Origin of the sequence: Lysinibacillus sp. GJ-1 (assembly GCF_021166035.1) — a bacterium.
GTDB lineage: Bacteria > Bacillota > Bacilli > Bacillales_A > Planococcaceae > Lysinibacillus > Lysinibacillus sphaericus.
Map to the genome: position 1 here is coordinate 1,066,107 of NZ_CP088912.1, position 25,970 is coordinate 1,092,076.

Annotated in this window: 20 protein-coding genes and 4 pseudogenes; all 24 read left to right on the forward strand. The window is 38.5% G+C overall.

What is annotated here, in order from left to right:
- The first annotated feature begins 10 nt into the window (after window positions 1–10).
- The 24 genes and pseudogenes from LO754_RS04915 (at window position 11) to LO754_RS05030 (ending at window position 25,966) form a co-directional block, all read left to right on the forward strand.
- Window positions 11–2,077, forward strand: a complete 2,067-nt coding sequence (locus LO754_RS04915) for a chemotaxis protein CheA (protein WP_231785708.1) — start codon at window positions 11–13, stop codon at window positions 2,075–2,077.
- 27 nt (window positions 2,078–2,104) lie between these two features.
- The gene (locus LO754_RS04920; protein WP_024362013.1) at window positions 2,105–2,551 is read left to right on the forward strand and encodes a chemotaxis protein CheW; all 447 of its coding nucleotides are present in this window, start codon (window positions 2,105–2,107) and stop codon (window positions 2,549–2,551) included.
- A 10-nt stretch (window positions 2,552–2,561) separates the two neighbouring features.
- On the forward strand, window positions 2,562–3,194 hold the full coding sequence (locus tag LO754_RS04925; RefSeq protein ID WP_024362012.1) for a chemotaxis protein CheC: 633 nt from the start codon (window positions 2,562–2,564) through the stop codon (window positions 3,192–3,194).
- 3 nt (window positions 3,195–3,197) lie between these two features.
- The gene (locus LO754_RS04930) at window positions 3,198–3,704 is read left to right on the forward strand and encodes a chemotaxis protein CheD (protein ID WP_024362011.1); all 507 of its coding nucleotides are present in this window, start codon (window positions 3,198–3,200) and stop codon (window positions 3,702–3,704) included.
- Window positions 3,704–4,075: a hypothetical protein gene (locus LO754_RS04935; RefSeq protein ID WP_024362010.1), complete on the forward strand. Its 372-nt coding sequence runs from the start codon at window positions 3,704–3,706 to the stop codon at window positions 4,073–4,075. Before LO754_RS04930 ends, LO754_RS04935 begins: the two co-directional genes overlap by 1 nt.
- A gap of 365 nt (window positions 4,076–4,440) precedes the next feature.
- Window positions 4,441–5,209 (forward strand): annotated as a pseudogene (locus LO754_RS04940) (FliA/WhiG family RNA polymerase sigma factor).
- Between the two features lie 31 nt (window positions 5,210–5,240).
- The gene (locus tag LO754_RS04945) at window positions 5,241–5,549 is read left to right on the forward strand and encodes a hypothetical protein (protein ID WP_024362008.1); all 309 of its coding nucleotides are present in this window, start codon (window positions 5,241–5,243) and stop codon (window positions 5,547–5,549) included.
- Between the two features lie 9 nt (window positions 5,550–5,558).
- Window positions 5,559–6,134, forward strand: coding sequence for a DUF6115 domain-containing protein (locus LO754_RS04950; RefSeq protein WP_024362007.1), 576 nt, complete (start codon window positions 5,559–5,561; stop codon window positions 6,132–6,134).
- Window positions 6,135–6,291: 157 nt separating this feature from the next.
- On the forward strand, window positions 6,292–7,011 hold the full coding sequence (gene rpsB, locus LO754_RS04955; protein WP_024362006.1) for a 30S ribosomal protein S2: 720 nt from the start codon (window positions 6,292–6,294) through the stop codon (window positions 7,009–7,011).
- Between the two features lie 101 nt (window positions 7,012–7,112).
- Entirely contained in the window at window positions 7,113–8,000 is an 888-nt protein-coding gene (gene tsf / locus LO754_RS04960) for a translation elongation factor Ts (RefSeq protein WP_069510104.1), read from the forward strand.
- 235 nt (window positions 8,001–8,235) lie between these two features.
- Entirely contained in the window at window positions 8,236–8,964 is a 729-nt protein-coding gene (pyrH, locus tag LO754_RS04965; protein WP_024362004.1) for a UMP kinase, read from the forward strand.
- Complete coding sequence (gene frr / locus LO754_RS04970) at window positions 8,961–9,518, forward strand: ribosome recycling factor (RefSeq protein WP_024362003.1); 558 nt, start codon at window positions 8,961–8,963, stop codon at window positions 9,516–9,518. Before pyrH ends, frr begins: the two co-directional genes overlap by 4 nt.
- A 359-nt stretch (window positions 9,519–9,877) precedes the next feature.
- Window positions 9,878–10,671, forward strand: a pseudogene (uppS, locus tag LO754_RS04975) (undecaprenyl pyrophosphate synthase).
- Window positions 10,668–11,468 (forward strand): phosphatidate cytidylyltransferase, encoded by an 801-nt coding sequence (locus LO754_RS04980; RefSeq protein WP_025218804.1) that lies wholly within the window; start codon window positions 10,668–10,670, stop codon window positions 11,466–11,468. The pseudogene uppS and the gene LO754_RS04980 overlap by 4 nt, the downstream one beginning before the upstream one ends.
- Window positions 11,469–11,678: 210 nt before the next feature.
- On the forward strand, window positions 11,679–12,824 hold the full coding sequence (gene dxr / locus LO754_RS04985; RefSeq protein WP_024362000.1) for a 1-deoxy-D-xylulose-5-phosphate reductoisomerase: 1,146 nt from the start codon (window positions 11,679–11,681) through the stop codon (window positions 12,822–12,824).
- Window positions 12,825–12,870: 46 nt separating this feature from the next.
- On the forward strand, window positions 12,871–14,133 hold the full coding sequence (gene rseP / locus LO754_RS04990) for an RIP metalloprotease RseP (protein ID WP_024361999.1): 1,263 nt from the start codon (window positions 12,871–12,873) through the stop codon (window positions 14,131–14,133).
- 210 nt (window positions 14,134–14,343) lie between these two features.
- On the forward strand, window positions 14,344–16,050 hold the full coding sequence (locus LO754_RS04995) for a proline--tRNA ligase (RefSeq protein WP_108029528.1): 1,707 nt from the start codon (window positions 14,344–14,346) through the stop codon (window positions 16,048–16,050).
- Window positions 16,051–16,323: 273 nt separating this feature from the next.
- Window positions 16,324–19,251, forward strand: a pseudogene (locus tag LO754_RS05000) (PolC-type DNA polymerase III); the annotation flags it as partial.
- Between the two features lie 719 nt (window positions 19,252–19,970).
- Window positions 19,971–21,797 (forward strand): group II intron reverse transcriptase/maturase, encoded by a 1,827-nt coding sequence (gene ltrA / locus LO754_RS05005; protein WP_231785709.1) that lies wholly within the window; start codon window positions 19,971–19,973, stop codon window positions 21,795–21,797.
- Window positions 21,798–21,906: 109 nt separating this feature from the next.
- Window positions 21,907–23,310, forward strand: a pseudogene (locus tag LO754_RS05010) (PolC-type DNA polymerase III); the annotation flags it as partial.
- 231 nt (window positions 23,311–23,541) lie between these two features.
- Window positions 23,542–24,018, forward strand: coding sequence for a ribosome maturation factor RimP (rimP, locus tag LO754_RS05015; protein WP_024361996.1), 477 nt, complete (start codon window positions 23,542–23,544; stop codon window positions 24,016–24,018).
- A 24-nt stretch (window positions 24,019–24,042) separates the two neighbouring features.
- Window positions 24,043–25,176 (forward strand): transcription termination factor NusA, encoded by a 1,134-nt coding sequence (gene nusA, locus LO754_RS05020; RefSeq protein WP_024361995.1) that lies wholly within the window; start codon window positions 24,043–24,045, stop codon window positions 25,174–25,176.
- Window positions 25,177–25,382: 206 nt separating this feature from the next.
- Window positions 25,383–25,661: an RNase P modulator RnpM gene (gene rnpM, locus LO754_RS05025; protein ID WP_231785710.1), complete on the forward strand. Its 279-nt coding sequence runs from the start codon at window positions 25,383–25,385 to the stop codon at window positions 25,659–25,661.
- Window positions 25,658–25,966 carry a YlxQ family RNA-binding protein gene (locus LO754_RS05030; RefSeq protein ID WP_024361993.1) on the forward strand — a complete coding sequence of 103 codons (309 nt, stop codon included), beginning with the start codon at window positions 25,658–25,660 and terminating at the stop codon, window positions 25,964–25,966. Before rnpM ends, LO754_RS05030 begins: the two co-directional genes overlap by 4 nt.
- The last annotated feature ends 4 nt before the right edge of the window (window positions 25,967–25,970 follow it).

A 25,970-nucleotide genomic window follows, 5' to 3' on the forward strand; every position in this document is an offset into this window, starting at 1 on the left:
TGTCCTCTTAATGGAAGTCAATCAATATTTAGAGATGTTTATCGAAGAAAGTAAAGAGCATTTACAAGCTTGTAGTGAGCATTTATTAGAACTAGAAAAAAACCCAGATGATTTGGCTATCGTAGGAGAAATTTTCCGTTCGGCTCATACATTAAAAGGTATGTCAGCGACTATGGGCTTCGAAGACTTAGCAGATTTAACGCATAAAATGGAAAATGTCCTAGATGCAATTCGAAATGAAAAAATTCATGTGTCACCAGAAATTTTAGATATTGTATTTGAATCTGTGGATCATTTAGAAGAAATGGTAATGGATATTGCTAATGGCGGAGACGGTAAAAGAGATGTTTCTTCCACTGTCGCACAGTTAAAGCGCATTGAATCTGGTGAGGAAGCTCTTCCAGAAGTAGTAGCTACTGTAGCTATACCTGAAGTACCAAGCGTACTAGAATATGATAGCTTCGAGCAAACAGTTATTACGCAATCTGCGGAACAAGGATTTAATGCTTTTGAAATTTCAGTAAGACTGCGTGAAGATTGTCTATTAAAAGCAGCACGTGTATTTATGGTATTCGAGATTCTTGAAAAAGATGGTGATGTTATTAAATCAACGCCATCTGTTGAGAAGCTTGAAGATGAACAATTCGATCAACAATTTTATGTAGCGTTCGTAACAAAAGAATCAGCAGAAGATATGCAGAAGAAGTTAATGAAGGTTTCTGAAGTTGATGAAGTAAATGTTGCAAAGATTAATCAAGAGCAATTCAGTGAAAAACAATATGAAGCAAATAAAGAGGTAGCCGCTACAGCAACGGCTACAGCAACAACGCCAGTAGAGGTAGTAGATACACCAGTTGAAGCTCCGGCTAAGCCTGCACCAGCAAAATCAACACCTGCCAAAGCAGATAAAAGTCATGCACCTGTAGGAAACAAAACGATTCGCGTAAATATCGAACGTCTGGATATTTTAATGAATCTATTTGAGGAGCTTGTGATTGATCGTGGACGTTTACAATCCATTGCAACTGAAGTGAATCATGGGGAGTTAAACGAAACTGTTGAACGAATGAGCCGTGTTATGGGTGACCTACAAACGATTATTTTAACAATGCGAATGGTACCTGTGGAAACTGTATTCAACCGCTTCCCTAAAATGATTCGTCAGCTATCTCGTGATCTTAATAAGAAAATAAACCTTGAGATTATTGGCGCAGAAACAGAGCTTGATCGAACAGTAATCGATGAAATTGGAGACCCACTCGTTCACTTAATCCGTAACTCTGTCGATCATGGCATTGAAAACCCTACTGCACGCCGTGCAAAAGGAAAGCCAGAAGAAGGCACAGTGGTGTTACGTGCTTATCACAGTGGTAACTATGTCTTTATTGAAATTGAAGATGATGGGGCTGGCATTAATCGTGAAAAGGTGTTGGCAAAAGCGATTTCAAAAGGAGTTGTTACGCGTGAACAATCTCTTGCTATGTCAGACAATCAAATTAATGAGCTTATTTTAGCTTCTGGTTTCTCAACGGCAGATGTTATTTCAGATGTATCAGGTCGTGGTGTAGGGCTAGACGTTGTCAAAACAACGATTGAATCGTTAGGTGGTAACATTTCGATTGAATCTACACAAGATGTAGGCTCTATTTTCTCCATTCAATTGCCGTTAACATTATCTATTATTTCGGTAATGCTTGTGGAAATAGAAAAAGAAATTTATGCGATACCACTATCATCAATTATTGAAACATCGATTATCCGTTCATCAGATATTATGAATGCACATAACCAAAAGGTGATTGACTTCCGTGGTAAAGTGGTTCCACTTGTATTCTTAGAAGAAATCTTCGAAGTACCTCGTAAAGAGCTACAAGATGATGAATTCCATTCAGTAGTAATTGTTCGTAAAGGCGAGAAACTTGCTGGTTTAGTTGTCGATTCATTCATTGACCAACAAGAAATTGTACTGAAATCATTAGGAAACTACTTAACGAATATCTTTGCAATTTCAGGTGCAACAATTTTAGGTAATGGTAAAGTAGCCCTAATTGTGGATTGCAATGCACTTATAAAATAAGGTGAATGAATAAGAGAGGTGTTTACTATGACAAATGCAGTTGAACAAGAAAATATTAAAGTAATTGTCTTCCAATTAGCAGATAAGGAATATGCGATTCCAGTATCACACGTCCAAGGTATCGAGAAACTGATGCATATTACACGTGTACCTAAAACAGAGAAATATGTAAAAGGTGTCATCAATTTACGAGGTGTCGTAACACCAATTATTGATTTACGCGAACGTTTTGAATTACCAATCTCTGAGCACGAAGAAACGACTCGTATTATCATTATCTCTTTAGAAGACATGGAAGTAGGCTTTGTTGTAGATTCAGCGAACGATGTGTTGGATATTCCAGCAAGCTCAATCGAACCTCAACCAGAGGTAGTAGGATCTCTTGAAGAAGAGTTTATTTCTGGCGTAGCCAAAATAGGTAAACGATTATTAATATTATTACATTTAGAGAAAGTATTAAATCCACTAAAGTAGGGATTCGATTATGACACTTAATCAAAAGATTACATCACTACATTTAGACGTATTAAAGGAAATTGGAAATATTGGAGCTGCCCATGCTGCAACAGCTCTTTCCAATTTACTTGGTAAAAAAATCGATATGCGTGTCCCGAAGGTTGAAATGGTGTCGTTTAATGACATGATGGAGCTTGCTGGTGGTTCTGAAAACGTTGTAGTTGGGATTTTTTTACGCATTGAGGGAGATGCTGAAGGAAGCATGTTTTTCATACTTCCGATTGAACAAGCTAATCGCTTTATCCGACGTCTAATACAGGATGAATCATTCGACTTTAAAAACCCACCTGTTTCGGAGTTAGGTTTATCTGCCATGCAGGAAATGGGGAATATTTTATCTGGTTCATATTTATCCGCGTTATCAGATTTTACAAATTTAAAAATTTATCCAACTGTGCCTGGTCTAAGTGTAGATATGTTTGGTGCTATTATTAGTATTGGCTTAATTGAATTATCGCATGTGAGTGATAATGTCATCGTAATTAATACATCCATTTTTGAAGACGGTGTGGAGGATCATGAAACAGTTAGGGGACATTTCTTCTTACTGCCTGATCCAGATTCTTTTGATGCTATTTTTAAAGCATTGGGAGTTTCATAGCCTATGCTTAACAACAATAATAATGGACAAGTAATAAAAGTTGGAATTGCTCAAATGGATGTAGCGAAATTTCCGAACACGATTAGAACTTCAGGACTTGGTTCTTGTGTAGGCGTTATTTTATACGATGAGTCAAAGAAAATAGCTGGTTTAATACATGTCATGCTACCAGATTCAAGTTTAGGTAGAGCAGAGTCAATAAATGTAGCGAAATTTGCAGATACGGGCATTTCAGCTATGATTGATTTATTAAAGCTAGAGGGTGTTCAAAAATTTAAACTGAAGGCAAAAATTGCGGGGGGTGCGCAAATGTTTCAATTTACGTCCGACAAAGATTCAATGCGCATCGGTCCTCGTAATGTGGAGGCTGTAAAGTTTGAATTAAAACGTCATGGAATTCCTTTAGTAGCCGAAAATACGGGCGGTAATAGCGGTCGAACAATTGAATTTAACCCTGCTACGTCGATGTTACATATTCGAACGGTTAACCAAGGAGTGAGTGAAATATAATGTTTGGTTCTATTTTTTATAACCTATGGGGGGCATTGATTGCCTTTTCCCTTTATTTCTTTATGACACTGCAACAGCCCTATACACCATTACGTATTATCATCGGTTCATTTGTAGCAGCAATTATCGTATTTTTTGTCATGTATATCGTAAGGTTTTTAATTGCGTATGTGTTATTTACACCAACTGCCGACCCGTCGGAAGATGACAGTGGACTAGAAGAAAATAGTGCTTCTGTCGTCGATGAGAAGGGGAAAGAAACTTCTACGACAAATTCAACGGTTGAGTTTCAAGACGAAAGCACAGAAGATATTGCACAAGCCGTTCGAACGATGATGCATCGTGAAGATGAACAACAAGTAAATGCATAAGCCAGAACACTTTAAACTGCCTCTAATGTTAGCTGTCGTCTAATTATTGGAGGCAGTTTTCTTCTGCCTAAAATAGAACAGCTATTAATAATAGAATAGTGTTAGAGAATCATATGAAATTATAGTCGAATGTTGTTATAATAAAAGGAAAGAATGGCATAGGTTTGTATCTAAATCTGTCAGTCATTGTAAGCAAAATACTCAAAATGTGATAAGTGAGTCTCTTTTTGATAGACATGTGTATGTTTTTTAATTTTCAAGCGTACAGCGTTAACAAAGCGACAGAACTATTGGCGCCTTGGAGCATTTGAGAGGAAAGCGCAAAAAGTCCGTGCAAACAGGCGCAAAGTAGAGAGGTGGATTTTATGACACAACCAATTCTAAACGATGAACAAAAGCTGTGGAATCGATGGGTGAATGAACGTGATCCTGATGCGGGTGATTTATTAATAAAAAAATATACTTCTCTTGTGACTTACCATGTGCAGCGAATTGGTGCAGGTTTACCTAAGAGCGTATCGCGTGACGATTTAACAAGCTTAGGCATGCTAGGTCTATTTGATGCTTTAAATAAATTTGATATAAATCGAGACTTAAAGTTTGATACATATGCTTCTTTTAGGGTGAGAGGCGCTATAATCGATGGCTTGCGTAAAGAGGATTGGCTACCTCGTTCTGCACGAGAAAAGCAAAAAGATGGATGCCAAGATTGAACAATTAGAACAACAGTTAATGCGCCATGTGACGCCTGAGGAGCTTGCACAGCATATGGAGTTACCTGTGGAAGACGTATACCAAACGGTGCAGGAGCATTTCTTCTCAAATGTACTCTCCATCAATGAGCAACAAGATCAGGAAGAAGCAGAGGGGAAGTCCTTTGTAATCCGTGATGATACGACAAAGACTCCAGAGCAAGTCGTAATAAAATCGGAGTTACTCGATGATTTAGCGGTAAATATACAAAAGCTTAATGATAAAGAGCAGCTCGTACTGAGTTTATTTTATACAGAAGAGTTGACACTAACTGAAATAGGTGAAATGCTCGAATTGTCAACATCACGTATTTCTCAAATTCACTCAAAAGCATTATTTAAGTTGCGAAAGCTATTGTCCAATGAAATGATTAATGTATAGTATCTAACGGATTGTTGAGGGAGGAATTTTAATGAGTTTAAAAGGTGTCGAATTACAAATAGCTATTCCAAAAACGTTTGAAGCGGGTAAAATGGCAGATCAGGCACAACAACAAACTTTAGCTCAACAAGTACATGCAAATGAAGCGTTAAAAAAGGAATTAGAGCGCAAGCAAAAAGCTGTAAATACTTCAGAAGGTATGACGGAGATTAGCGAAGAGGAAGAAGCGGGTGGCGAGTATATAAAAGGAACGCGTAAAAAGAAAAAGAACCATAACGAAAAACCAGAAAAACAGGCTCAGCATCCGTTCAAAGGTAATTTCGTGGACTTTAGTGGATAGGAGTTTACTATGACAACCATATTAATTGCTGTTCTCTTTGTTTTGCAGCTACTATCATTTTATTTCATTATTATATTAAATACGAAATTAGCGAAATTCAAAGATTTAGAAGTAAAGCAGGAACGCTTAATGCGAGAAATGGATGATACGATTAGCCTCTATTTAGCTGAAATGAAGGATGAAAATAATCGTCTAATTCAAGCGTTGCAAGTGGTACCAAAACCTACTATGACACCTGATACTGGACAACAGGCACAACCAATAGCTGTGCCTAAAAGTCAAGGACAGCCTTTGTCACAAACCGATGGTGAGATGAAGGCAGTGACAGCTAATAGTGAGCCACGTATTTTAATGCCGAAAAATATCGTAGCGAATGCCTATTCTCGTCAACAACAGGGAGGAACGACGGCTGTGCAAACGGCTGCGCCAAAGGTTGATAGTTTACCAAAAGAAGAATCAAAGCCGTTAACGATGGAACAACAAATTGTCCAAATGGCTGAGCAAGGAAAAACTGCTGAAGAAATTGCGAAAAAGCTGCAAAAAGGAAAGACAGAAATCGAGCTTTTATTGAAATTTCATAGCTAAAACAGTTGCGAATGCCATAAAGCTGTGATATAGTAGCAAATGGTGTTATTACTACACACGCATTTTGATGCAGTAAGTGGTGCTCTAAGATTAGGGTAGCTTGTTGCAAGTGATAAATGCGGAGGAAAAAAACCAAACATTCTAGGAGGAAATTCACATGTCAGTAATTTCTATGAAACAATTACTTGAAGCTGGTGTACATTTCGGTCACCAAACTCGTCGTTGGAACCCAAAAATGAAGAAATTTATCTTCGTTGAGCGTAACGGGATCTACATCATCGACTTACAAAAAACTGTTAAAAAATTAGAGGAAGCTTATGACTTCATGCGTCAAGTTGGTCAAGACGGTGGTAAAGTTCTTTTCGTTGGTACGAAAAAACAAGCACAAGAAGCGATCAAAGACGAAGCTGAACGTTCAGGCAACTACTATATCAACCAACGTTGGTTAGGTGGTACTCTTACTAACTTCGGTACAATTCAAAAACGTGTTGCACGTATGAAAGCTATCGAAAAAATGGAAGAAGAAGGAACTTTTGAAGTTCTACCTAAAAAAGAAGTAATCCAACTTAAAAAAGAACACGAACGTCTAGTTAAATTCTTAGGCGGTATCCGTGATATGCACGATCTTCCAGACGTTATGTTCGTGGTTGACCCACGCAAAGAACGTATCGCTGTTGCTGAAGCTCGTAAATTAAACATCCCTCTAGTAGGTATTGTTGATACTAACTGTGATCCAGATGAAATCGACTATGTTATCCCTGCTAATGACGATGCTATTCGCGCTGTTAAACTTTTAACTGCTAAAATGGCTGACGCTTTAATCGAGTCAAAACAAGGTGAAGAAGAAGCTCCAGCTACTGAAGCTGCTGCTGAGTAATTCACGTTTACAAAAAGGTGATAAGTGGCTCAGAACCCTTATCACCTTTTTTAGAACCTACCACTATAAATAGTTTAACCAATTTGAGGAGGCAACACTAAATGGCAAACATTACTGCACAATTAGTAAAAGAATTACGCGAAAAAACTGGCGCTGGTATGATGGATTGTAAAAAAGCGTTAGTACAAACTGATGGTGATTTAGAAGCTGCAATCGATTTCCTACGTGAAAAAGGTCTTTCTTCAGCTGCTAAAAAAGCTGACCGTATCGCTGCAGAAGGTACAACTTATATTTTAGAAAAAGGTAACGAAGCAATTATTCTTGAAGTAAACGCTGAAACTGACTTCGTTGCGAAAAACGATAAATTCCAAGTATTAGTTTCTTCTTTAGCTGAGCAATTACTTGCTGCTAAACCAGCATCAGTAGAAGCTGCAGTAGAGCTTGAAAATGCAGAAGGCGTAAAAATCGCTGACCAAATTTCAACAGCTGTAGCAACTATCGGTGAAAAAATTACACTTCGTCGTTTTGAAGTAAAAACAAAAACTGATGCAGATGCTTTCGGTTCTTACCTACACATGGGTGGCCGTATTGGTGTATTAGTATCTTTAGAAGGTTCTACAGATGCTTCTGCTGCTAAAGATATCGCTATGCATATCGCAGCGATTAACCCAACTTACGTTTCTCGTGAAGAAGTTTCTGCTGAAGAAGTTGACCGTGAGCGTAAAGTGTTAACTGAACAAGCACTTAACGAAGGTAAACCAGAAAACATCGTTGCAAAAATGGTTGAAGGTCGTCTTGGTAAATACTTCGAAGACGTATGCTTACTTGACCAATCATTCGTTAAAAATTCAGATCAAAAAGTTCGTGACTTCGTTGCTTCAACTGGCGGTAATGTAACTGGTTTTGTACGCTACGCTGTTGGTGAAGGTATCGAAAAACGCGAAGATAACTTTGCTGAAGAAGTAATGAACCAAGTTAAAGGTAACTAATTTGTAGACTAGTTCAGTTGATGGATTGGCTTGCATTTGATCCTAATCAAATAATAACTAGATTTTCTAGACAAAAATGGGGAACACAACATAACGTGTTCCCTATTTTTCCGAGATGAGCTAAAAAAGGATTAATTTTCTATTACCATTATTCACAACTAGAAATTATTGTTAGATATACTATAATGGAAAAGGAAAAGAAAAGTTTTAAATAAATGTCTGACGGAGGTTTACAATGAGTGTGCCACAATATAAACGAGTAGTTATTAAACTAAGTGGTGAAGCGTTAGCAGGAGAGGCTGGCTTCGGTTTATCACCAAAAATTATCAAGTCTGTTGCTGAAGAAGTGAAGGAAGTAGTAGATCTTGATGTAGAAGTTGCTGTAGTTGTAGGTGGCGGTAATATATGGCGTGGGAAAATCGGTAGTGAAATGGGCATGGATCGTGCAGCAGCTGACTATATGGGTATGCTAGCAACGGTTATGAATTCATTAGCATTACAAGATGCTCTTGAAAAATTAGGTATCGAAACACGCGTGCAATCTTCTATTGTGATGACACAAGTAGCAGAGCCATATATTCGTCGTAAAGCAGTTCGTCATTTAGAGAAAAAACGCGTAGTTATTTTTGCTGCAGGTACAGGTAACCCGTTCTTCTCTACAGATACAACAGCTGCATTACGTGCAGCGGAAATTGACGCAGATGCGATTTTAATGGCGAAAAATAATGTAGATGGTGTCTATTCTGCAGATCCAAAGGTCGATACTACTGCTATCAAATATGATACACTCACATACTTAGACGTTATTCAGCAAGGGTTACAAGTAATGGATTCAACTGCTTCAACTTTATGTATGGATAACGATATTCCGTTAATTGTCTTCTCAATTACGGAGCAAGGTAATATTAAACGTGCCGTACTGGGCGAGAAAATTGGAACTGTTGTTAGGAGGAATGCACAATGACTAAACAAGTATTAGACCAAGCGAAAGAAAAAATGAACAAATCAATTGCTGCTTTTTCACGTGAATTAGCATCGATCCGAGCAGGCCGTGCAAACGCATCTCTACTAGACCGTATTTCTGTAGAGTACTATGGTGCGCCAACACCAATCAATCAACTTGCAGGTGTTGCAGTACCAGAAGCTCGTTTACTCGTGATTACACCTTATGATAAATCCATTTTAGGTGAAATTGAAAAAGCGATTATGAAGTCAGATATCGGTATTACACCGACAAATGATGGTTCTGTTATTCGTTTAATGATTCCAGCGTTAACAGAAGAACGTCGTAAAGACCTTGTAAAACAAGTGAAAAAAGAAGCTGAAGATGCAAAAATCGCAGTACGTAATGTTCGTCGTGATGCTAATGATGATCTTAAAAAACTTGAAAAAGCAGGCGAAATCACAGAAGACGATTTACGTGGATACGGTGACGATATTCAAAAATTAACAGATGAGTTCATCGTGAAAGTAGACCAAGTAGCGAAAGAAAAAGAAAAAGAAATTCTAGAAGTGTAAGCAGGCGCTTTGCATTTCTATGATGGAACTTTTTGATGAGATGAAGGCGTCCTATACATAACAGGACGTCTTTTCTCTTTTATTGTAAAAGTATTCATTTCTTATCGGTGTTACAATTTTCACCTGCTCTCTACGAGCCGTAATGGTTAACTCGTTTACACGTAGTATACGAATTACATTGTTCTGGCTTATTAGCAGTTGCTGAATGTAGCAAGACAAGATTTTTCTTTGAGATGTGTGTTGTTCTAAAATAAGCTAGTTCATACATAGTCAATTAGAGGGAAAAAAAAGACAAAAAGCACTTTTGTTTGTTATGATAGGTTAGTATACGTCCGATTAGTTGTAGTGGGGGAGTTAGCATGTTTAAGAAGCTATTAGGTAAACAAGTAAATATGGATACACTATCATTGGAGGAACGTGTTGCCCTTGCGAAAAGCGAGCCGATTCCTGCCCATGTAGCGATTATTATGGACGGAAATGGACGTTGGGCTAAAAACGTGCCATGCCACGTGTTGCTGGGCACCATGAAGGTATGAAGACGGTACGGAAGGTAACTAGATTTGCATCTGATCTTGGCATAAAAGTATTAACAGTGTATGCGTTCTCTACAGAAAATTGGAAAAGGCCAAAGCCTGAAGTCGATTTTCTGATGCGTCTACCTGTAGAATTTTTAGGATCTTTTTTACCGGAAATGATGGAGCGCAATGTGCGAGTTGAAATGATTGGAGATCCGTCACTCTTGCCAGCACATACACAAAAAGCATTGTATGAGGCAATGGAAGAGACGAAGCATAATACAGGGTTAATTTTAAACTTTGCTTTAAATTATGGTAGTCGTTCAGAAATGGTAAGTGCCATGAAAACGATGCTTCAAAAAGTACAGGACGGTCAATTAACTATACAAGACATAAATGAGGAATGTATGACAGCTCATTTAATGACAGCTCATCTACCAGAGCCAGACTTACTCATTCGTACAAGTGGTGAAGTACGATTAAGTAACTTTATGTTATGGCAGCTCGCCTACACAGAATTTTGGTTTACAGATACATTGTGGCCAGATTTTAGCGAGGAAAACTTTCTGGAAGCGGTGGAAAACTATCAAAAACGTAATCGCCGTTACGGTGGGTTGAAGGGAGAAGAAACATCTTGAAACAACGAATCATCACAGCAATCATTGCCGCGGCACTGTTTATTCCATTTGTTATTTATGGAAAGGTGCCATTTACACTACTTGTACTAGCAATGGCTGTTGTAGGCTTTTATGAAATACTGAAGATGAAAGGTATTTCGATTTTTTCAGTACCTGGTATGATCGGGTTACTAACGCTTATTATGCTTGTCATACCAAAAGATTGGGCAAATGAGGTAGTACATGCAATCGGCTATTCATCGGTTCTAATGGTTATTTACGGACTGGTCATGCTGTTACTTATTTATGTAGTCCTCGTAAAAAATAAAATTACATTTGATGAAGTTGGCTTTATTTTGCTTGGGGCGTTTTATGTAGGATTAGGTTTCCATTATTTAATCGAAACGCGAAACTATGGTCTTGAATTTGTTGTATATTGTTTACTTGTTGTTTGGACAACAGATTCAGGAGCCTATTTTGTAGGTAGAAAACTAGGTAAAAATAAGCTTTGGCCTGAAATATCACCGAAGAAAACGATTGAAGGCTTTGTTGGTGGGATTGTTATAGCGGTTATTTTTGCTATAGCTATGCAAGCGATTTATCCATTTGCTAACGGTTATGTTTCACTTATTGTGATCACGATTTTTGCTTCGATAATTGGTCAGATGGGCGATTTAGTGGAATCAGCTATCAAGCGCCATTTTGACGTAAAAGATTCAGGCAATATTTTACCAGGACATGGCGGGATTCTAGACCGCTTTGACAGTTTATTATTTGTCGTGCCACTACTGCATTTTTTACATTTATTCGGTAGCTAAGTATGTAAGACCTTGTTAGGAAGCGTCATCGATGGGCGCAAGGCGGGCGACCTCACTTTGAAAAGCGAGCCGTAAATAGCTCGACATACTCACCAAAGGGCGACGCCAGCTGCTTGTCGAGCAAGCTTGGAATAAAATCGGGACGCAATGATGGATGAAAATGCGAATTATGAAATAGATCGCTTAGATAGAAAAAGGGGACGTTTTGTCGTGAAAAAAATTAGTTTATTGGGTGCAACTGGTTCTATCGGTTGGCAAACCTATGATATTTTAAAAGAACAACGTGATGCATTTCATCTTGTAGCGTTTTCTTCAGGAAAAAACATAGAAAAAACACGTGAAATGATAGAGACTTTAAAGCCTGAACTGGTATCGGTTCAGCTTGAGGAAGATGCACTTATTCTCGCAAAAGACTACCCGCAAGTACACTTTACATTTGGTGCAAAAGGGCTTGTAGAGGTTGCTACACATCCTGAATCGACGGTGCTCGTGAATGCAGTGCTCGGTAGCGTTGGTCTTGAATCGACACTAGCTGCTATTCGTATGGGCAAAACAATTGCGATTGCCAATAAAGAGACGCTTGTCACAGCAGGTCATTTAGTTATGGCAGAGGCAAAAAAATACAATGCTACAATTTTACCAGTGGATAGTGAGCATTCGGCTATTTTCCAATCGATGAATGGCGAAAACCCGAAAAATATTGAGCGTTTAATCATTACAGCTTCTGGAGGAAGTTTCCGCGACAAAACACGTGAAGAGTTAAAACATGTTACGGTTGCCGATGCACTTAATCATCCGAACTGGTCAATGGGTGCAAAAATTACGATAGATTCAGCTACTATGATGAATAAAGGGCTTGAAGTAATCGAAGCACATGTTTTATTTGATATGCCTTATGATAAAATTGATGTACTTTTACACAGAGAAAGTATTATTCACTCTCTTGTTGAGTATCATGATACTAGCGTAATAGCTCAGCTTGGTACGCCGGACATGCGTGTCCCAATCCAATATGCATTAAGCTATCCAGATCGTATGCCGCTCCAAAATGGACAACGTCTTAATTTAGCGCAAATTGGTCAACTGCATTTTAAAGAAATGGATTTTGAACGGTATCCTGCGTTGCGCTTAGCATTCGAAGCAGGGCGTACAGGCGGTACCATTTTAACGGCAATGAATGCTGCGAATGAAGCGGCAGTTGCAGCATTTTTACAAGGGAAAATAACGTTCCTTGAAATTGATGCAATAATTGAACGGATCATGCAGGCACACAATAATGTCTCCGTGCCAGATTTGCAAACAATTTTACATGTGGACAGAGAAACAAGAAAAATAGTGTTAGACATGGTAAAATAACGACAGGAAGCTTTCGTTAACTATTCGCTTTTAAAGGTGGGGTATTATGCAAACAGCCATTGCATTTATTTTAATATTTGGCTTGCTCGTGTTCTTCCATGAACTTGGTCACTTCCTATTTGCAAAGCGTGCAGGAATTATGGTGCGTGAATTTGCAATCGGTATGGGTCCGAAAATTTATGGCAAGACGCATGGGGAAACAATTTATACAGTCCGTTTATTGCCAATAGGTGGATATGTCCGCATGGCAGGCGAAGATATGGATGGTATTGAATTACAGCCTGGCTACCGTGTAGGGCTTATTGTCGATGAAGATAATATCGCCAAAAAAATTATCTTCAATCAAAATAATAGACAATTACCAGATTTATTATTTTTAGAGGTGGAACGAGCTGATTTAGAACGAGAATTATTTATTGAAGGCTATGATGAGGAAGAAAATTTAGTTCGTTACAGTGTTGCAAGAGATTGTGTTGTTGTAGAAAATGGCAGAGAAACCGTAATCGCGCCATATGATCGTCAATTTAACGCAAAAACCGTTGGGCAACGTGCAATGACCATTTTTGCAGGACCATTATTTAACTTTATATTAGCCTTTTTCATCTATTTGCTTATTGGTTTAATAAACGGTGTACCAACATACGAGCCGATTATTACAGAAGTGGTAGCAAATGATCCAGCAGCACAAGCTGGGATGCTTGCAGGGGATAAGGTGACTTCGATTGATGGACAAGCAGTTGAAAAGTGGCAAGATTTAGCTGCCATTGTACAGAATCGCCCGAATCAAGAAATCAATGTAACGGTTGAGCGTGGTGGGCAAATCGAAAACCTCAATATGACAGTGAAAGCAGTGAAGCAGAAAGGCGAGACGTTTGGACAAATTGGTGTGAAGTATGAAAGTCCGCGTGTTTATAACCCATTAAAAGCAGTGGTATACGGAGCTCAAGAAACGTATAATATGACGGTTAAAATCTTTGAATTACTAGGTATGCTTATTACAGGACAATTTACTATTGATGCATTATCAGGACCTGTAGGGATTTATAAAACAACGGAAGAAGTGGCGACATATGGCATTTTCGCCCTAATCAATTTTGCTGCTATGCTAAGTATCAACCTTGGTATTATGAACCTATTACCTCTTCCAGCATTAGATGGTGGCCGATTATTGTTCTTTGGCTATGAGGCTTTAAGAGGCAAACCAATTGATCGTCAAAAAGAAGGAATGGTGCACTTTGTAGGTATCGTCTTGCTGATGATATTAATGGTGGTTGTAACGTGGAACGATATCCAACGTTTCTTCTTCTAGCAAGTACGTAATGACAATTGGCTTTTATATTTCCAATATTTAGATGATGCGTGACTGTTTATAACGTAACATCGAAACAAAGTTAGGCTAAAGTGAAAATAAAATGTAAAATAGCTTTGAGCGCAATTATTTTGAAACATTGCGTTCAAAGCTAAATTTGTTTATGCTAATTAGAGTATAAATTTATTTATTAAAAAGGTGGAACACTGAATGAAGCAAAGTAAAACATTTATCCCAACGCTACGTGAAGTACCTGCTGATGCAGATGTAAAATCACATAAGCAATTATTACGTGCAGGGTTTATTCGTCAAAATACAAGTGGGGTATATTCGTATTTACCGCTTGCAAAACGTGTGTTAACAAAAATCGAAAATATTATTCGCGAAGAGATGGAAGCCATCAATTCTATCGAATTATTAATGCCTGCATTGCAATCTGCTGAATTATGGCAAGAATCCGGCCGTTGGGAAAAATACGGTCCAGAACTAATGCGATTAAAAGATCGCCACGATCGTGACTTTGCCTTAGGACCAACACATGAAGAGGTCATTACAACTTTAGTACGTGATGAAATTAAATCATATAAAAAATTACCATTAACACTCTATCAAATTCAAACTAAATTCCGCGATGAAAAACGCCCGCGTTTTGGCTTATTACGAGGAAGAGAGTTTATTATGAAAGATGCTTATTCTTTCCATGCTTCACGGGAAAGCCTAGATGAAACATATGAGGATATGTACCGCGCTTACTCTAATATTTTCTCGCGTCTTGGTTTAAACTATCGTGCAGTTATTGCCGATGCTGGTTCAATTGGTGGTAAAGGTACACATGAATTTATGGTACTTTCTGAAATTGGGGAAGATACAATTGCATACTCTGATACATCCGATTATGCGGCAAACATTGAGATGGCAGAAGTCACTGTAGAATATCAACCAGCCAATGAAGCATTAAAAGATCTTGAAAAAGTAGCAACACCAGATCAAAAAACAATTGAAGAAGTATCTGCATTTTTACAAGTAGCACCTTCAAATGTTATTAAATCATTAGTATTTAATGTTGATGGCGAATTAGTGGTAGTCCTTGCTCGTGGCGATCACGAAATTAACGATATTAAACTGAAAAATGCGCTAGATGCTGGTTCTGTAGAACTTGCTGACGAAGTAGCTATTCGTCAATTGCTAGGCTGTGGCGTAGGTTCAATCGGCCCTGTAAAATTACCGGTAGAAGTCAAAGTTGTCGCAGATCATGCAATTAAATCAATTCGTAACGGGGTAGCGGGTGCTAATGACGACGGCTTCCACTTAGTAAATGTTAACCCAGAGCGAGATTTTGCTGTCAACGAATACTTGGATATTCGTTTTATCCAAGTAGGAGACCCATCTCCTGATGGACAAGGTATCATTAAATTTGCAGAAGGTATCGAGGTTGGTCATATTTTCAAATTAGGTACTACCTATTCTGAAAAAATGAATGGAACATTTTTAGATGAGCAAGGAAAGGCACAGCCGTTTATTATGGGTTGCTATGGTATTGGTGTGTCACGTATTTTAGCTGCCGTAGCTGAACATTTCCAAGATGAAAATGGTTTTACTTGGCCAATACAACTAGCTCCGTATGACATTCATGTTGTACCTGTTAATACGAAAGATGAAACACAAGTTTCATTAGCAAATGAGTTATATGGCTTATTAAAATCATATCGCTATGATGTACTATTAGATGATCGTGCGGAACGTGCAGGTGTTAAGTTTGCAGATGCAGATTTAATAGGTTTACCAGTTCGTGTAACAGTCGGTAAAAAGGCAACAGAAGGTGTTGTCGAAGTGAAATTCCGTCAAACAGGTGAAACATTTGAATGGAAAAAAGAAGAAGTCATTGATCGTTTAAATGAATTTTTCCGCAAAAATTAATATCCTTTGGTAACATAATAGCCAAAAGATATAGATGTTCTTACTAGTAACATCTTTTGGAAGATGAATGAGGACAAGCAAACGAATTCGCGACACTCCTACGGGAAACCAAGCAAATCTCACTGCTATAAAAGCAAAGTGAGGCTTGCTGGAATAGCCCGTGGAAAGGGAGCGAATTTTTTGCATCATAGTTGAAAAAGTATTTGCTAGATAACAATGAGCAAGTGGTGATTAGAGACTCTTGCCCATTAAAGTGAAAGTAGGTGTCATTGATTGGAACAGCAACAAGAAGCAAGACAAAGATTTCAAATGCTCTTGCAACAACTAGAGTTAACAGAAGATGTTTATATGTCCTTTTTTGAAGAAGGCGAATTAGCCCGTCTTACTGTGCATAAAAAAAATAGACTCTGGCATTTTAATATTAAATTACGTGGCATACTTCCATTTCCGTTATATCAACTATTTCGTACACATCTAGCTGAAAAATTCGCTGCTATAGCCCAAATCGAAACAACTTTTGAAACAGTTGAAAAAAATGTTACGGAAGAGCTGATTCAAGCGTATTGGTTAACCATTGTTGAGCAAATCGACGATATGGCACCAACCTTAAAAAATTGCCTTGTATCGCAAATACCGATGTGGAATGGGCAAAAAATTACGTTATCCTGCGTGCAGGAAATGGAACTGATGATGCTGAAAACGAAATATGCGGAAAAGCTAGCTCTTAGTTACAGTCAATTTGGATTTCCGCAAATTGCCTTTGATTTTATGCTGCAAGAGGAAACAGAAGAAATGCGTGAAGCCCAAGAAGCTTTTATCGAGCAAAAACGTTTAGAAGAAGCAGCGATGGCTCAACAAGCAATGCAAGACTTCCAAAAACGTGAACAGGACAAAAAGGATAATCCGGCATTGGCAGCCCTCGGTGATCGTCCATTTCAGCTCGGTATGCAAATTAAAGACGATGAAATTATGGAAATTAAGCGCATAGTGGAAGAGGAACGTCGTGTTATTATTGAAGGGTTTGTGTTCGATACCGAAATTAAAGAGTTAAAAAGTGGACGCTCACTTCTACAAATTAAAATTACGGACTATACGGATTCAATTGTTGTAAAAATGTTCTCACGGGATAACGATGATGCGGAATTGATGCAGCATTTGAAAAAGGGTATGTGGGTGAAAGTACGTGGCTCGGTTCAAACCGATACCTTTATTCGTGATTTAATTGTGATGGCAAATGATATTAATGAAATTAAAAAAGAAACACGACAAGACAAGGCGCCAGAAGGTGAAAAACGAGTAGAGCTCCATTTGCACACACCGATGAGTCAAATGGATGCAGTTACACCGGTAGATAGGTTAGTGGCTCAAGCGGCGAAATGGGGTCATCCAGCGATTGCGATAACGGATCATGCGGTCGTGCAGTCGTTCCCAGAGGCTTATAGTGCGGGCAAAAAACATGGCATAAAAATAATTTACGGTTTAGAAGCTAATTTAGTCGATGACGGTGTACCGATTGCGTATGCTTCTGAGCATCGTGCATTAGACGATGCGACCTATGTGGTGTTTGACGTCGAAACGACAGGGCTTTCTACTGCTTACGATACAATCATAGAGCTTGCAGCAGTAAAAATTAAAGGCGGACATGTGATTGACAAATACGAAAGTTTTGCAAATCCACATCATGCATTGTCTGCAACAACAATCGAATTGACCGGCATCACAGATGAGATGGTTCGCAATGCGCCAGAAGTGGAGCAAGTGATTCATGAGTTCCATGCCTTTATAGAAGACGCAATCGTAGTGGCACACAATGCCTCTTTTGATATGGGCTTCCTCTATACTGGTTATAAAAAATACGGTCTAGAAGATACGATTCACCCAGTAATCGATACTCTAGAACTTGCTCGTTTGCTCCATCCTACGATGAAAAATCATCGTTTAAATACATTATGTAAAAAATTCGGCATTGAATTAACGCAACATCACCGCGCCATTTATGATACGGAAGCAACAGGTTACTTATTATTGCATCTGTTAAAAGAAGCGGATGAACTCGGCATTAAATATCACGATGATTTCAATAAGCATATTGGCGGCGGTGATGCCTATAAAAAAGCGCGCCCGATGCATTGTACGATTTTAGCAGTTAATAATGACGGTTTAAAAAATCTATTTAAGCTTGTGTCTCATTCGCATACAAAAACTTTCTATCGTGTCCCTCGTGTAACACGCGCTACGTTGGAACAATATCGACAAGGACTGTTAGTTGGTTCCGGCTGTAGTAATGGCGAATTGTTTGAGACGATGATGAATAAATCACCTGAGGAAGCGGAACAAATCGCAAGGTTTTACGATTATATTGAAGTACAACCGAAGGCTGTATATGCTCCGTTAATTGAACGTAATGTCGTGCGCGATGAATGGACTATTGAGGATATTATTCGCAAGCTTGTGAAACTTGGCAAGAAGATGGATAAGCCTGTAGTTGCTACAGGAAATGTTCATTACCTCGATCCGAACGATGCTATGTTTAGACAGATACTGATTGGTTCTCAAGGTGGCGCCAATATTTTAAATCGATCCAAGCTGCCAGCGGTTCATTTTCGCACGACGGACGAGATGTTGCAAGAGTTCGATTTTTTAGGTCCTGATCTTGCAAAAGAAATCGTCGTTACAAACCCGCAAAAAATTGCGGATATGATTGACGATGTAAAGCCGATTAAGGATGACTTATATACACCTAAAATTGAAGGTTCTGATGATGAAGTAACCAATTTAACGTATGAGATGGCCCACCGTATCTATGGTGAAGAATTACCAGAAATCGTTAAAGCTCGTATTGAGAAAGAGCTAAAGTCGATTTTAGGGCATGGATTTGGTGTGATTTACTTAATTTCTGCAAAGCTTGTGAAAAAGTCACTTGCGGATGGCTATTTAGTAGGTTCTCGTGGTTCCGTTGGTTCTTCATTAGTGGCAACCTTTATGGAAATTACGGAGGTAAACCCGTTACCACCGCATTATATTTGTCCAAATTGTAAGCATTCCGAGTTTTTCAATGATGGTTCTGTTAGCTCCGGCTATGACCTACCGAACAAAGAGTGTACGGAATGTGGCACACCTTATAAAAAAGATGGACAAGATATTCCATTCGAAACTTTCCTTGGTTTTAAAGGAGATAAAGTACCTGATATCGATTTGAGTGCGACACGTTGCTAATTGAAAAGATTAGCCACCAATTTGGTAGAACTACTATTTCAAAGTATGGAATGACGGAGTAACGCCCTGAAACATACTCGCTGAAGCTACGACATGCAAGTGAATAACTGCAAAATTGAAACTTGTATGAAGCTCGTTAAAGTAGGCTGAAGTTCACCCAAACAGTACGGCTGTGGAAAGAGAGCAATCTTGTGAATGATAGGTCTGGCGTCTATAAACTTTCTATGGTTAGAATCAGTAGAATGACTGGGACGAACCCTCGACTGACTTTTCGTGAATGTCACGTAGTAGAAATGCTGCGGGGTCCAAATAGGACTTCTAGGTGTGGATGAGTAAGCGTTTGGTTATGAAAATCCATCGTGTGTTATAGGCACATGCTGGCCTAGCGGAATTTAGGGGGAACCTAAGGAAAGATGTACAGATAGAAATAGTGGAACGTGTGAAGCTCCTAACGTAAGAGGAAATTGCATTCCGCTGACGACGGTGTAAGGAAAGGCTATTAGCTATAACTTACTTAAAAGGAGTGGCAGTAGTGCCGTAGTACCAGTGAAGAAATGCCATAGATGACTGAATATCCAATAAGTCGGAGGACAAAACATTTCAGAGGGAAGGGCACAAGTCGTTAATGTTGAAAACAAACCTACATTAAAGTCAGATTCTAGTATGACTAAAGAGAACGAAAGCTTCGTCAAAGGAGTGATTAGTTGGCTGACCTAATGATACAAAAACTAAGAAACAACGAATATTTCGGTTTACAATCGATTTTCGATATTCTTTATAAAGAAAGTAAAAGTGGTCGATACTTTACAGATATCTATAAGATAATTATCTCTGAACAGAACATTTTATTAGCCTTTCGAAACCTAAAGAGCAATACAGGTAGTAAAACGAAAGGTACTAATGGACACACAATTAAACACTTGAATAAAATGAATGCTGATAAATTAGTCAAACTTGTCCGAAGAAGGCTTGAAGATTATGTACCACATGCTGTTAGGCGATTATTTATCCCGAAACCAAATGGAAAGATGAGACCTCTAGGTATTCCGACAATTGAAGATAGGCTAATACAACAAATGTTTTTACAAGTATTAGAACCAATTACGGAGGCAAAATTTAACCCACAAAGTTATGGTTTCAGACCTAAACGCAGCACACACGATGCATTGGCAAGATGTTATCATATGGTGAATCACAGCTATCAACACTTTGTAATTGATATTGATATCAAAGGTTTCTTCGATAACGTAAATCATAAAAAACTTATGAGACAATTATGGACGATTGGCATTCGGGATAAAAAAGTATTAGCTATTATTAAGAAGATGCTGAAAGCTGAAATACTAGGTGAAGGAGTACCGTCAAAAGGAACACCACAAGGTGGAATTTTATCTCCTCTACTCGCAAATGTAGTATTGAACGAGTTAGACTGGTGGATTTCGAATCAATGGGAAACAAAACCTACAAAAGTACCTTATAAGCTAAAACGCAACAAAACCGATGCTCTAAAGAAAACAAAGTTAAAACCAATGTACTTAGTTCGGTACGCAGATGATTTTAAAATATTCACAAATTCCTATGAAAACGCCCGAAGGATAAAAATAGCTGTTGAAAAATGGTTAAAAGAACGATTGGGATTAGAGGTAAGTGAAGAAAAAAGTAAAATTACAAACTTGCGGAAAAACGGTACAGACTTTTTAGGGATTCGATTTAGAGCGGTATCAAAAGGAAATGCGAAAACGGGTTATATTGTAAATTCAAAAATGGACCCAAAAGCAAAAGAAAAGGTACAAACTGTAATTAGACATCAACTTATTAAGCTAAGAAAGAATCCTACTCCAAAAAAGGTAATGAACTTCAATGCAAATATTTTAGGATTGCAAAATTACTACAAGATTGCTACTAGGATAGCGCAAGACTTTAATGAAATAAGGCATAATGTTCACCCTAATATCAAATCACTAATGTTCAGAAACATTTTTGTGAGAACAAAAGAAACAAATGGAGTGATTGATAGGTTTTATGGAGACTATAATTATCCTCGATTCAAAAGTAATGGATTATTGGTATATCCTATTGAAGCAATTCGACATGATATACGAGGACAACGCAAACCGGATTTTACGATTTATAACGCAAAAGATCGGCTTGCAATTCATAAAGGTTTAAAACAAGTGTCTGTTAGGGAAATTGAAATGTTTCGTAAAGGAATATATAAATCGAAAAGTGTTCTGTATGAAAATAACCGCTTAAGTAAATATGTAGCACAAAAAGGTTGTTGTGGTATTACAGGTGAGAGATTAACACCTCATCAAGCAATTTGCCACCATAGAAAACCAATAGCTCTTGGTGGCACAGATGAATATGATAATTTAATTATTATCAACAAGCAATATCATATGCTTATCCATCATTCAGACCCACTAACAAATAAAGAATATCAAAAGATAATTAGTAAATTCGAAGTAAAAGCAATTAATAAACTAAACAGGCTAAGAACGGAAGTAGGAAATCCAAAGCTTAGCCTCTAACTTTCAACAATATTAACGATGGAACGCCGTGTGAGTGTGAAAGCCTCATGCACGGTGTGGGACGGGGGAAAAGCTAGCGATGACTTCAAATGCTTACCTATCGTCATATTTCTCAGGTGAATACCAACCGCAAGCCCACAACTATACAAAAGTACTGTTTGGTGAAGATTATGTGTTCCGTGCTGGAACAATCGGTACTGTTGCAGAGAAAACAGCATATGGTTACGTTAAAGGCTATGCGAGCGACAATAACCTTCATTTCCGAGGTGCTGAAGTAGACCGTTTAGTACAGGGTTGTACAGGTGTTAAACGAACAACAGGTCAACATCCAGGTGGGATTATCGTTGTACCAGATTATATGGATATTTATGATTTCTCACCAGTGCAGTTCCCAGCGGATGCACAAGATTCGGAGTGGCGAACAACACACTTTGATTTCCACTCCATTCATGACAATATTTTAAAACTCGATATTCTTGGACACGATGATCCGACTGTTATTCGTATGTTACAAGATCTATCTGGCATTGATCCGAAAACAATTCCAACCGATGATCCGGTTGTTATGAAAATTTTTAGTTCACCTGAATCGCTAGGTGTGACAGAAAAGCAAATTGGGTGTAAGACCGGAACACTAGGCATTCCGGAATTTGGTACTCGATTTGTTCGCCAAATGCTAGAAGATACGAAACCATCAACATTTTCGGAGCTTGTGCAAATTTCTGGTCTATCACACGGAACAGACGTATGGCTTGGTAATGCACAGGAGCTGATACAAAATGGTACATGTGTATTAAAAGAAGTAATCGGCTGTCGCGATGACATTATGGTGTATTTAATTTACCAAGGGCTTGAACCATCTCTAGCGTTTAAAATTATGGAGTCTGTGCGTAAAGGGAAGGGCTTATCAGAGGAATTTGAAGCAGAGATGTTAGCAAATAAAGTGCCTGCTTGGTATATCGAATCATGTAAAAAGATTAAATACATGTTCCCTAAAGCCCATGCCGCTGCTTACGTTTTAATGGCAGTACGTATTGCTTGGTTTAAAGTGCATTTCCCAATCTTGTATTATGCTGCCTACTTTACCGTAAGGGCAGATGATTTTGATTTAATCGCGATGACGCAAGGTTCCCAAATGATTCGTGCAAGAATCGATGAAATTAATATGAAGGGCTTAGATGCTTCGACGAAAGAGAAAAACTTACTGACAGTAATGGAACTTGCACTGGAGATGTGCGAGCGTGGCATGAGCTTCCAAAAGGTGGACTTATATCGTTCACAGGCTAGTGAGTTTATTATTGATGGCAATTCTTTAATACCGCCATTCGATGCGATTCCTGGACTCGGCACGAACGTTGCCAAAACCATTGTAGCGGCACGTGAAAATGGCGAGTTCTTATCCAAAGAAGATTTACAGCAACGTGGACGTGTATCGAAAACATTAATTGAGTATATGGATCAATTAGGTTGTTTAGAAGGTATGCCTGATGCGAACCAGTTATCGCTCTTCTAATGTCTAAAATAAGGAAGTTTGCATTGTGACGTAAATTGTGCTATCCTTATGGTAATAATTTGTTGATAGTTTTCCAGCAAAAGAGTGGGGCATTCCCGCTCTTTTCTGTTGTTATACCGAAGCAAAACAAATTTTTTAGACTAACAGCAGGTAAGACCGTCAAATTTCACCAACATTACTGGTGGAATTTCTGTTTTATTACGCCTGAAATTGAAAATGCAGGAGGAAACAATGAGCAAAGTACCATCTTTAATTGAAGAACTTGCTACACCGATTGTCGAAGAGTTAAATCTTGAGTTGGTGAATGTTGAGTTTGTGAAAGAAGGACGTAACTGGTTTTTACGTGTTTATGTAGATACACCTGAGGGTGGAATTGACATTGGCCAATGTGCTCAAGTTAGTGAACGACTTTGTTTACTGTTGGATGAAAAAGATCCTATTACACAAAATTATTATTTAGAGGTATCTTCACCAGGTGCAGAACGTCCATTAAAAAAAGATACTGATTTTAAAAAAGCCGTTGGCAAATTTATTTATGTGAAAACCTATGAGCCCATTAAGGACATGAAGGAATTCCAAGGCTACTTAACGTCATACGATGAACATACATTAGTGATGGAAGTACCTATTAAAACACGCAAAATTACAGTAACAATTGAACAGGAAAAAATCGCTTTGGCACGACTTGCCATCGATTTTTCAGCATAATGCATATTTAGGAGTGAAAATAAAATGAGTAGTGATTTGTTAGATGCGCTAACGGCGCTGGAAGAACAAAAAGGAATTTCAAGAGATGTGTTAATCGAAGCGATAGAGGCAGCATTAGTTACAGCTTACAAACGCAACTTTAACCAAGCTCAAAATGTTCGTGTTGACTTAAACTTAGACAAAGGCTCAATTCGTGTATTTTCACGTAAAGATGTTGTTGAAGAAGTAGAAGATGACCGTTTACAAATTGCTTTAGAAGATGCGAAGGCCATCAACCCAGCTTACCAATTAGAAGATATTGTTGAACAGGAAGTAACGCCTCGTAATTTTGGGCGTATCGCTGCACAAACAGCGAAGCAAGTCGTTACTCAACGTGTACGTGAAGCAGAACGTGGCTTAATTTATGAGCAATACGTAGATCGTGAAGATGACATTGTAACGGGTGTAGTTGAGCGTTTAGATGCGCGAAATATTTACGTGGGTCTTGGTAAAGTAGAAGCTGCATTACCACAAAATGAACAAATCCAAGGTGAAACGTATCATCCACATGATCGTATTAAAGTATATATTACAAAGGTTGAACGTACGACACGTGGTCCACAAGTAATCGTTTCACGAACACATCCAGGCTTATTACGTCGATTATTTGAGATGGAAGTGCCTGAAATTTATGAAGGCATTGTAGAAATCAAGTCAATTGCTCGTGAAGCGGGAGACCGTTCTAAAATTTCAGTCCATGCACATAACGAAGAAGTTGATCCTGTAGGCTCATGTGTAGGTGCGAAAGGTGCACGTGTTCAAACAATTGTCAATGAATTAAATGGTGAAAAAATTGATATCGTTGAATGGTCAGAAGACCCTGTTGTATTTGTAGCAAATGCATTAAGCCCATCAAAAGTTTTAGATGTGCAAGTAAATGAAGAAGAAAAATCAACAACTGTTGTAGTACCAGATTACCAATTATCTCTTGCAATTGGTAAACGTGGTCAAAATGCTCGTTTAGCTGCAAAATTAACTGGATGGAAAATCGATATTAAAAGTGAAACAGATGCACGTGAGTTAGGGATTTATCCATCTGCAACAAGCACTTTCGTACCTGCTGATGATAGTGACTACGAAGAAGCTACAGTTGACTTATATCAAGACGACGAAGAATAAGTAAGAAAGCCCGTGTGACTGGTCACCTGGCTTTATTCAGTGGGCGTCCTGGGCCGACTGAATAAAGCCAGGAACTGTGGCGAAGGTCTTGAATGTTGAGAGACGGGATTGTACTCCGCAATGTTCAAATCACAAAATTCTACCTTTGCGTTTTGGTTATGGCTGGTCCACCTCTTACGAAGCTTCAGAGAGGAAAGGTGATTCTTATGGCGGTTAATAAAAAAGTACCACTTCGAAAATGTGTAGCTACTGGAGAAATGCTACCAAAAAAAGCAATGATTCGTGTTGTACGCTCGAAAGAGGGCGAGGTTAGCGTAGATGTTTCAGGGAAAAAGCCTGGACGAGGTGCTTATGTTTCAAAGTCTGAACAGGCGGTTGACATCGCGCGTAAGAAAAATGTTTTAGGGCACCAACTTGATGCAAAAATTCCTGAAGAGATATACGAAGAGCTACTGTTGCTCATTCGTAGGGATGCCATTTTATGACCAATCAAGCAGTGTTTAATTTGCTTGGTATAGCTGCAAGAGCTCGTAAAGTTATTTCAGGAGAAGAGTTAGTAGTAAAGGAAGTCCGCAATGGTAATGCTAAGCTTGTACTGCTTGCAAACGACGCTTCTAAAAACTCTAGTAAAAAAATTCAAGATAAATGCACTTATTACAACGTTGAGTATCATGTAATTGGCGATCGTTATGATCTAGGACATGCTACAGGTAAGGAAGCCCGTGTGGCTTTAGCTATTACCGATAAAGGTTTTGCAAGTAAATTGTCTAGTCTACTCAACGAAAAATAATCGG

Excerpts from the sequence above, each read along its gene's own strand:
- LO754_RS04935 (WP_024362010.1), top strand. The coding sequence starts at position 3,704 with ATGTTTGGTTCTATTTTTTATAACCTATGGGGGGCATTGATTGCCTTT.
- LO754_RS04930 (WP_024362011.1), top strand. The coding sequence starts at position 3,198 with ATGCTTAACAACAATAATAATGGACAAGTAATAAAAGTTGGAATTGCT.
- LO754_RS04925 (WP_024362012.1), top strand. The coding sequence starts at position 2,562 with ATGACACTTAATCAAAAGATTACATCACTACATTTAGACGTATTAAAG.
- LO754_RS04995 (WP_108029528.1), top strand. The coding sequence starts at position 14,344 with ATGAAGCAAAGTAAAACATTTATCCCAACGCTACGTGAAGTACCTGCT.
- nusA (WP_024361995.1), top strand. The coding sequence starts at position 24,043 with ATGAGTAGTGATTTGTTAGATGCGCTAACGGCGCTGGAAGAACAAAAA.
- tsf (WP_069510104.1), top strand. The coding sequence starts at position 7,113 with ATGGCAAACATTACTGCACAATTAGTAAAAGAATTACGCGAAAAAACT.
- LO754_RS04920 (WP_024362013.1), top strand. The coding sequence starts at position 2,105 with ATGACAAATGCAGTTGAACAAGAAAATATTAAAGTAATTGTCTTCCAA.
- LO754_RS04945 (WP_024362008.1), top strand. The coding sequence starts at position 5,241 with ATGAGTTTAAAAGGTGTCGAATTACAAATAGCTATTCCAAAAACGTTT.
- LO754_RS04915 (WP_231785708.1), top strand. The coding sequence starts at position 11 with ATGGAAGTCAATCAATATTTAGAGATGTTTATCGAAGAAAGTAAAGAG.
- pyrH (WP_024362004.1), top strand. The coding sequence starts at position 8,236 with ATGAGTGTGCCACAATATAAACGAGTAGTTATTAAACTAAGTGGTGAA.
- rseP (WP_024361999.1), top strand. The coding sequence starts at position 12,871 with ATGCAAACAGCCATTGCATTTATTTTAATATTTGGCTTGCTCGTGTTC.
- rnpM (WP_231785710.1), top strand. The coding sequence starts at position 25,383 with ATGGCGGTTAATAAAAAAGTACCACTTCGAAAATGTGTAGCTACTGGA.
- rpsB (WP_024362006.1), top strand. The coding sequence starts at position 6,292 with ATGTCAGTAATTTCTATGAAACAATTACTTGAAGCTGGTGTACATTTC.
- LO754_RS05030 (WP_024361993.1), top strand. The coding sequence starts at position 25,658 with ATGACCAATCAAGCAGTGTTTAATTTGCTTGGTATAGCTGCAAGAGCT.
- rimP (WP_024361996.1), top strand. The coding sequence starts at position 23,542 with ATGAGCAAAGTACCATCTTTAATTGAAGAACTTGCTACACCGATTGTC.
- frr (WP_024362003.1), top strand. The coding sequence starts at position 8,961 with ATGACTAAACAAGTATTAGACCAAGCGAAAGAAAAAATGAACAAATCA.
- LO754_RS04950 (WP_024362007.1), top strand. The coding sequence starts at position 5,559 with ATGACAACCATATTAATTGCTGTTCTCTTTGTTTTGCAGCTACTATCA.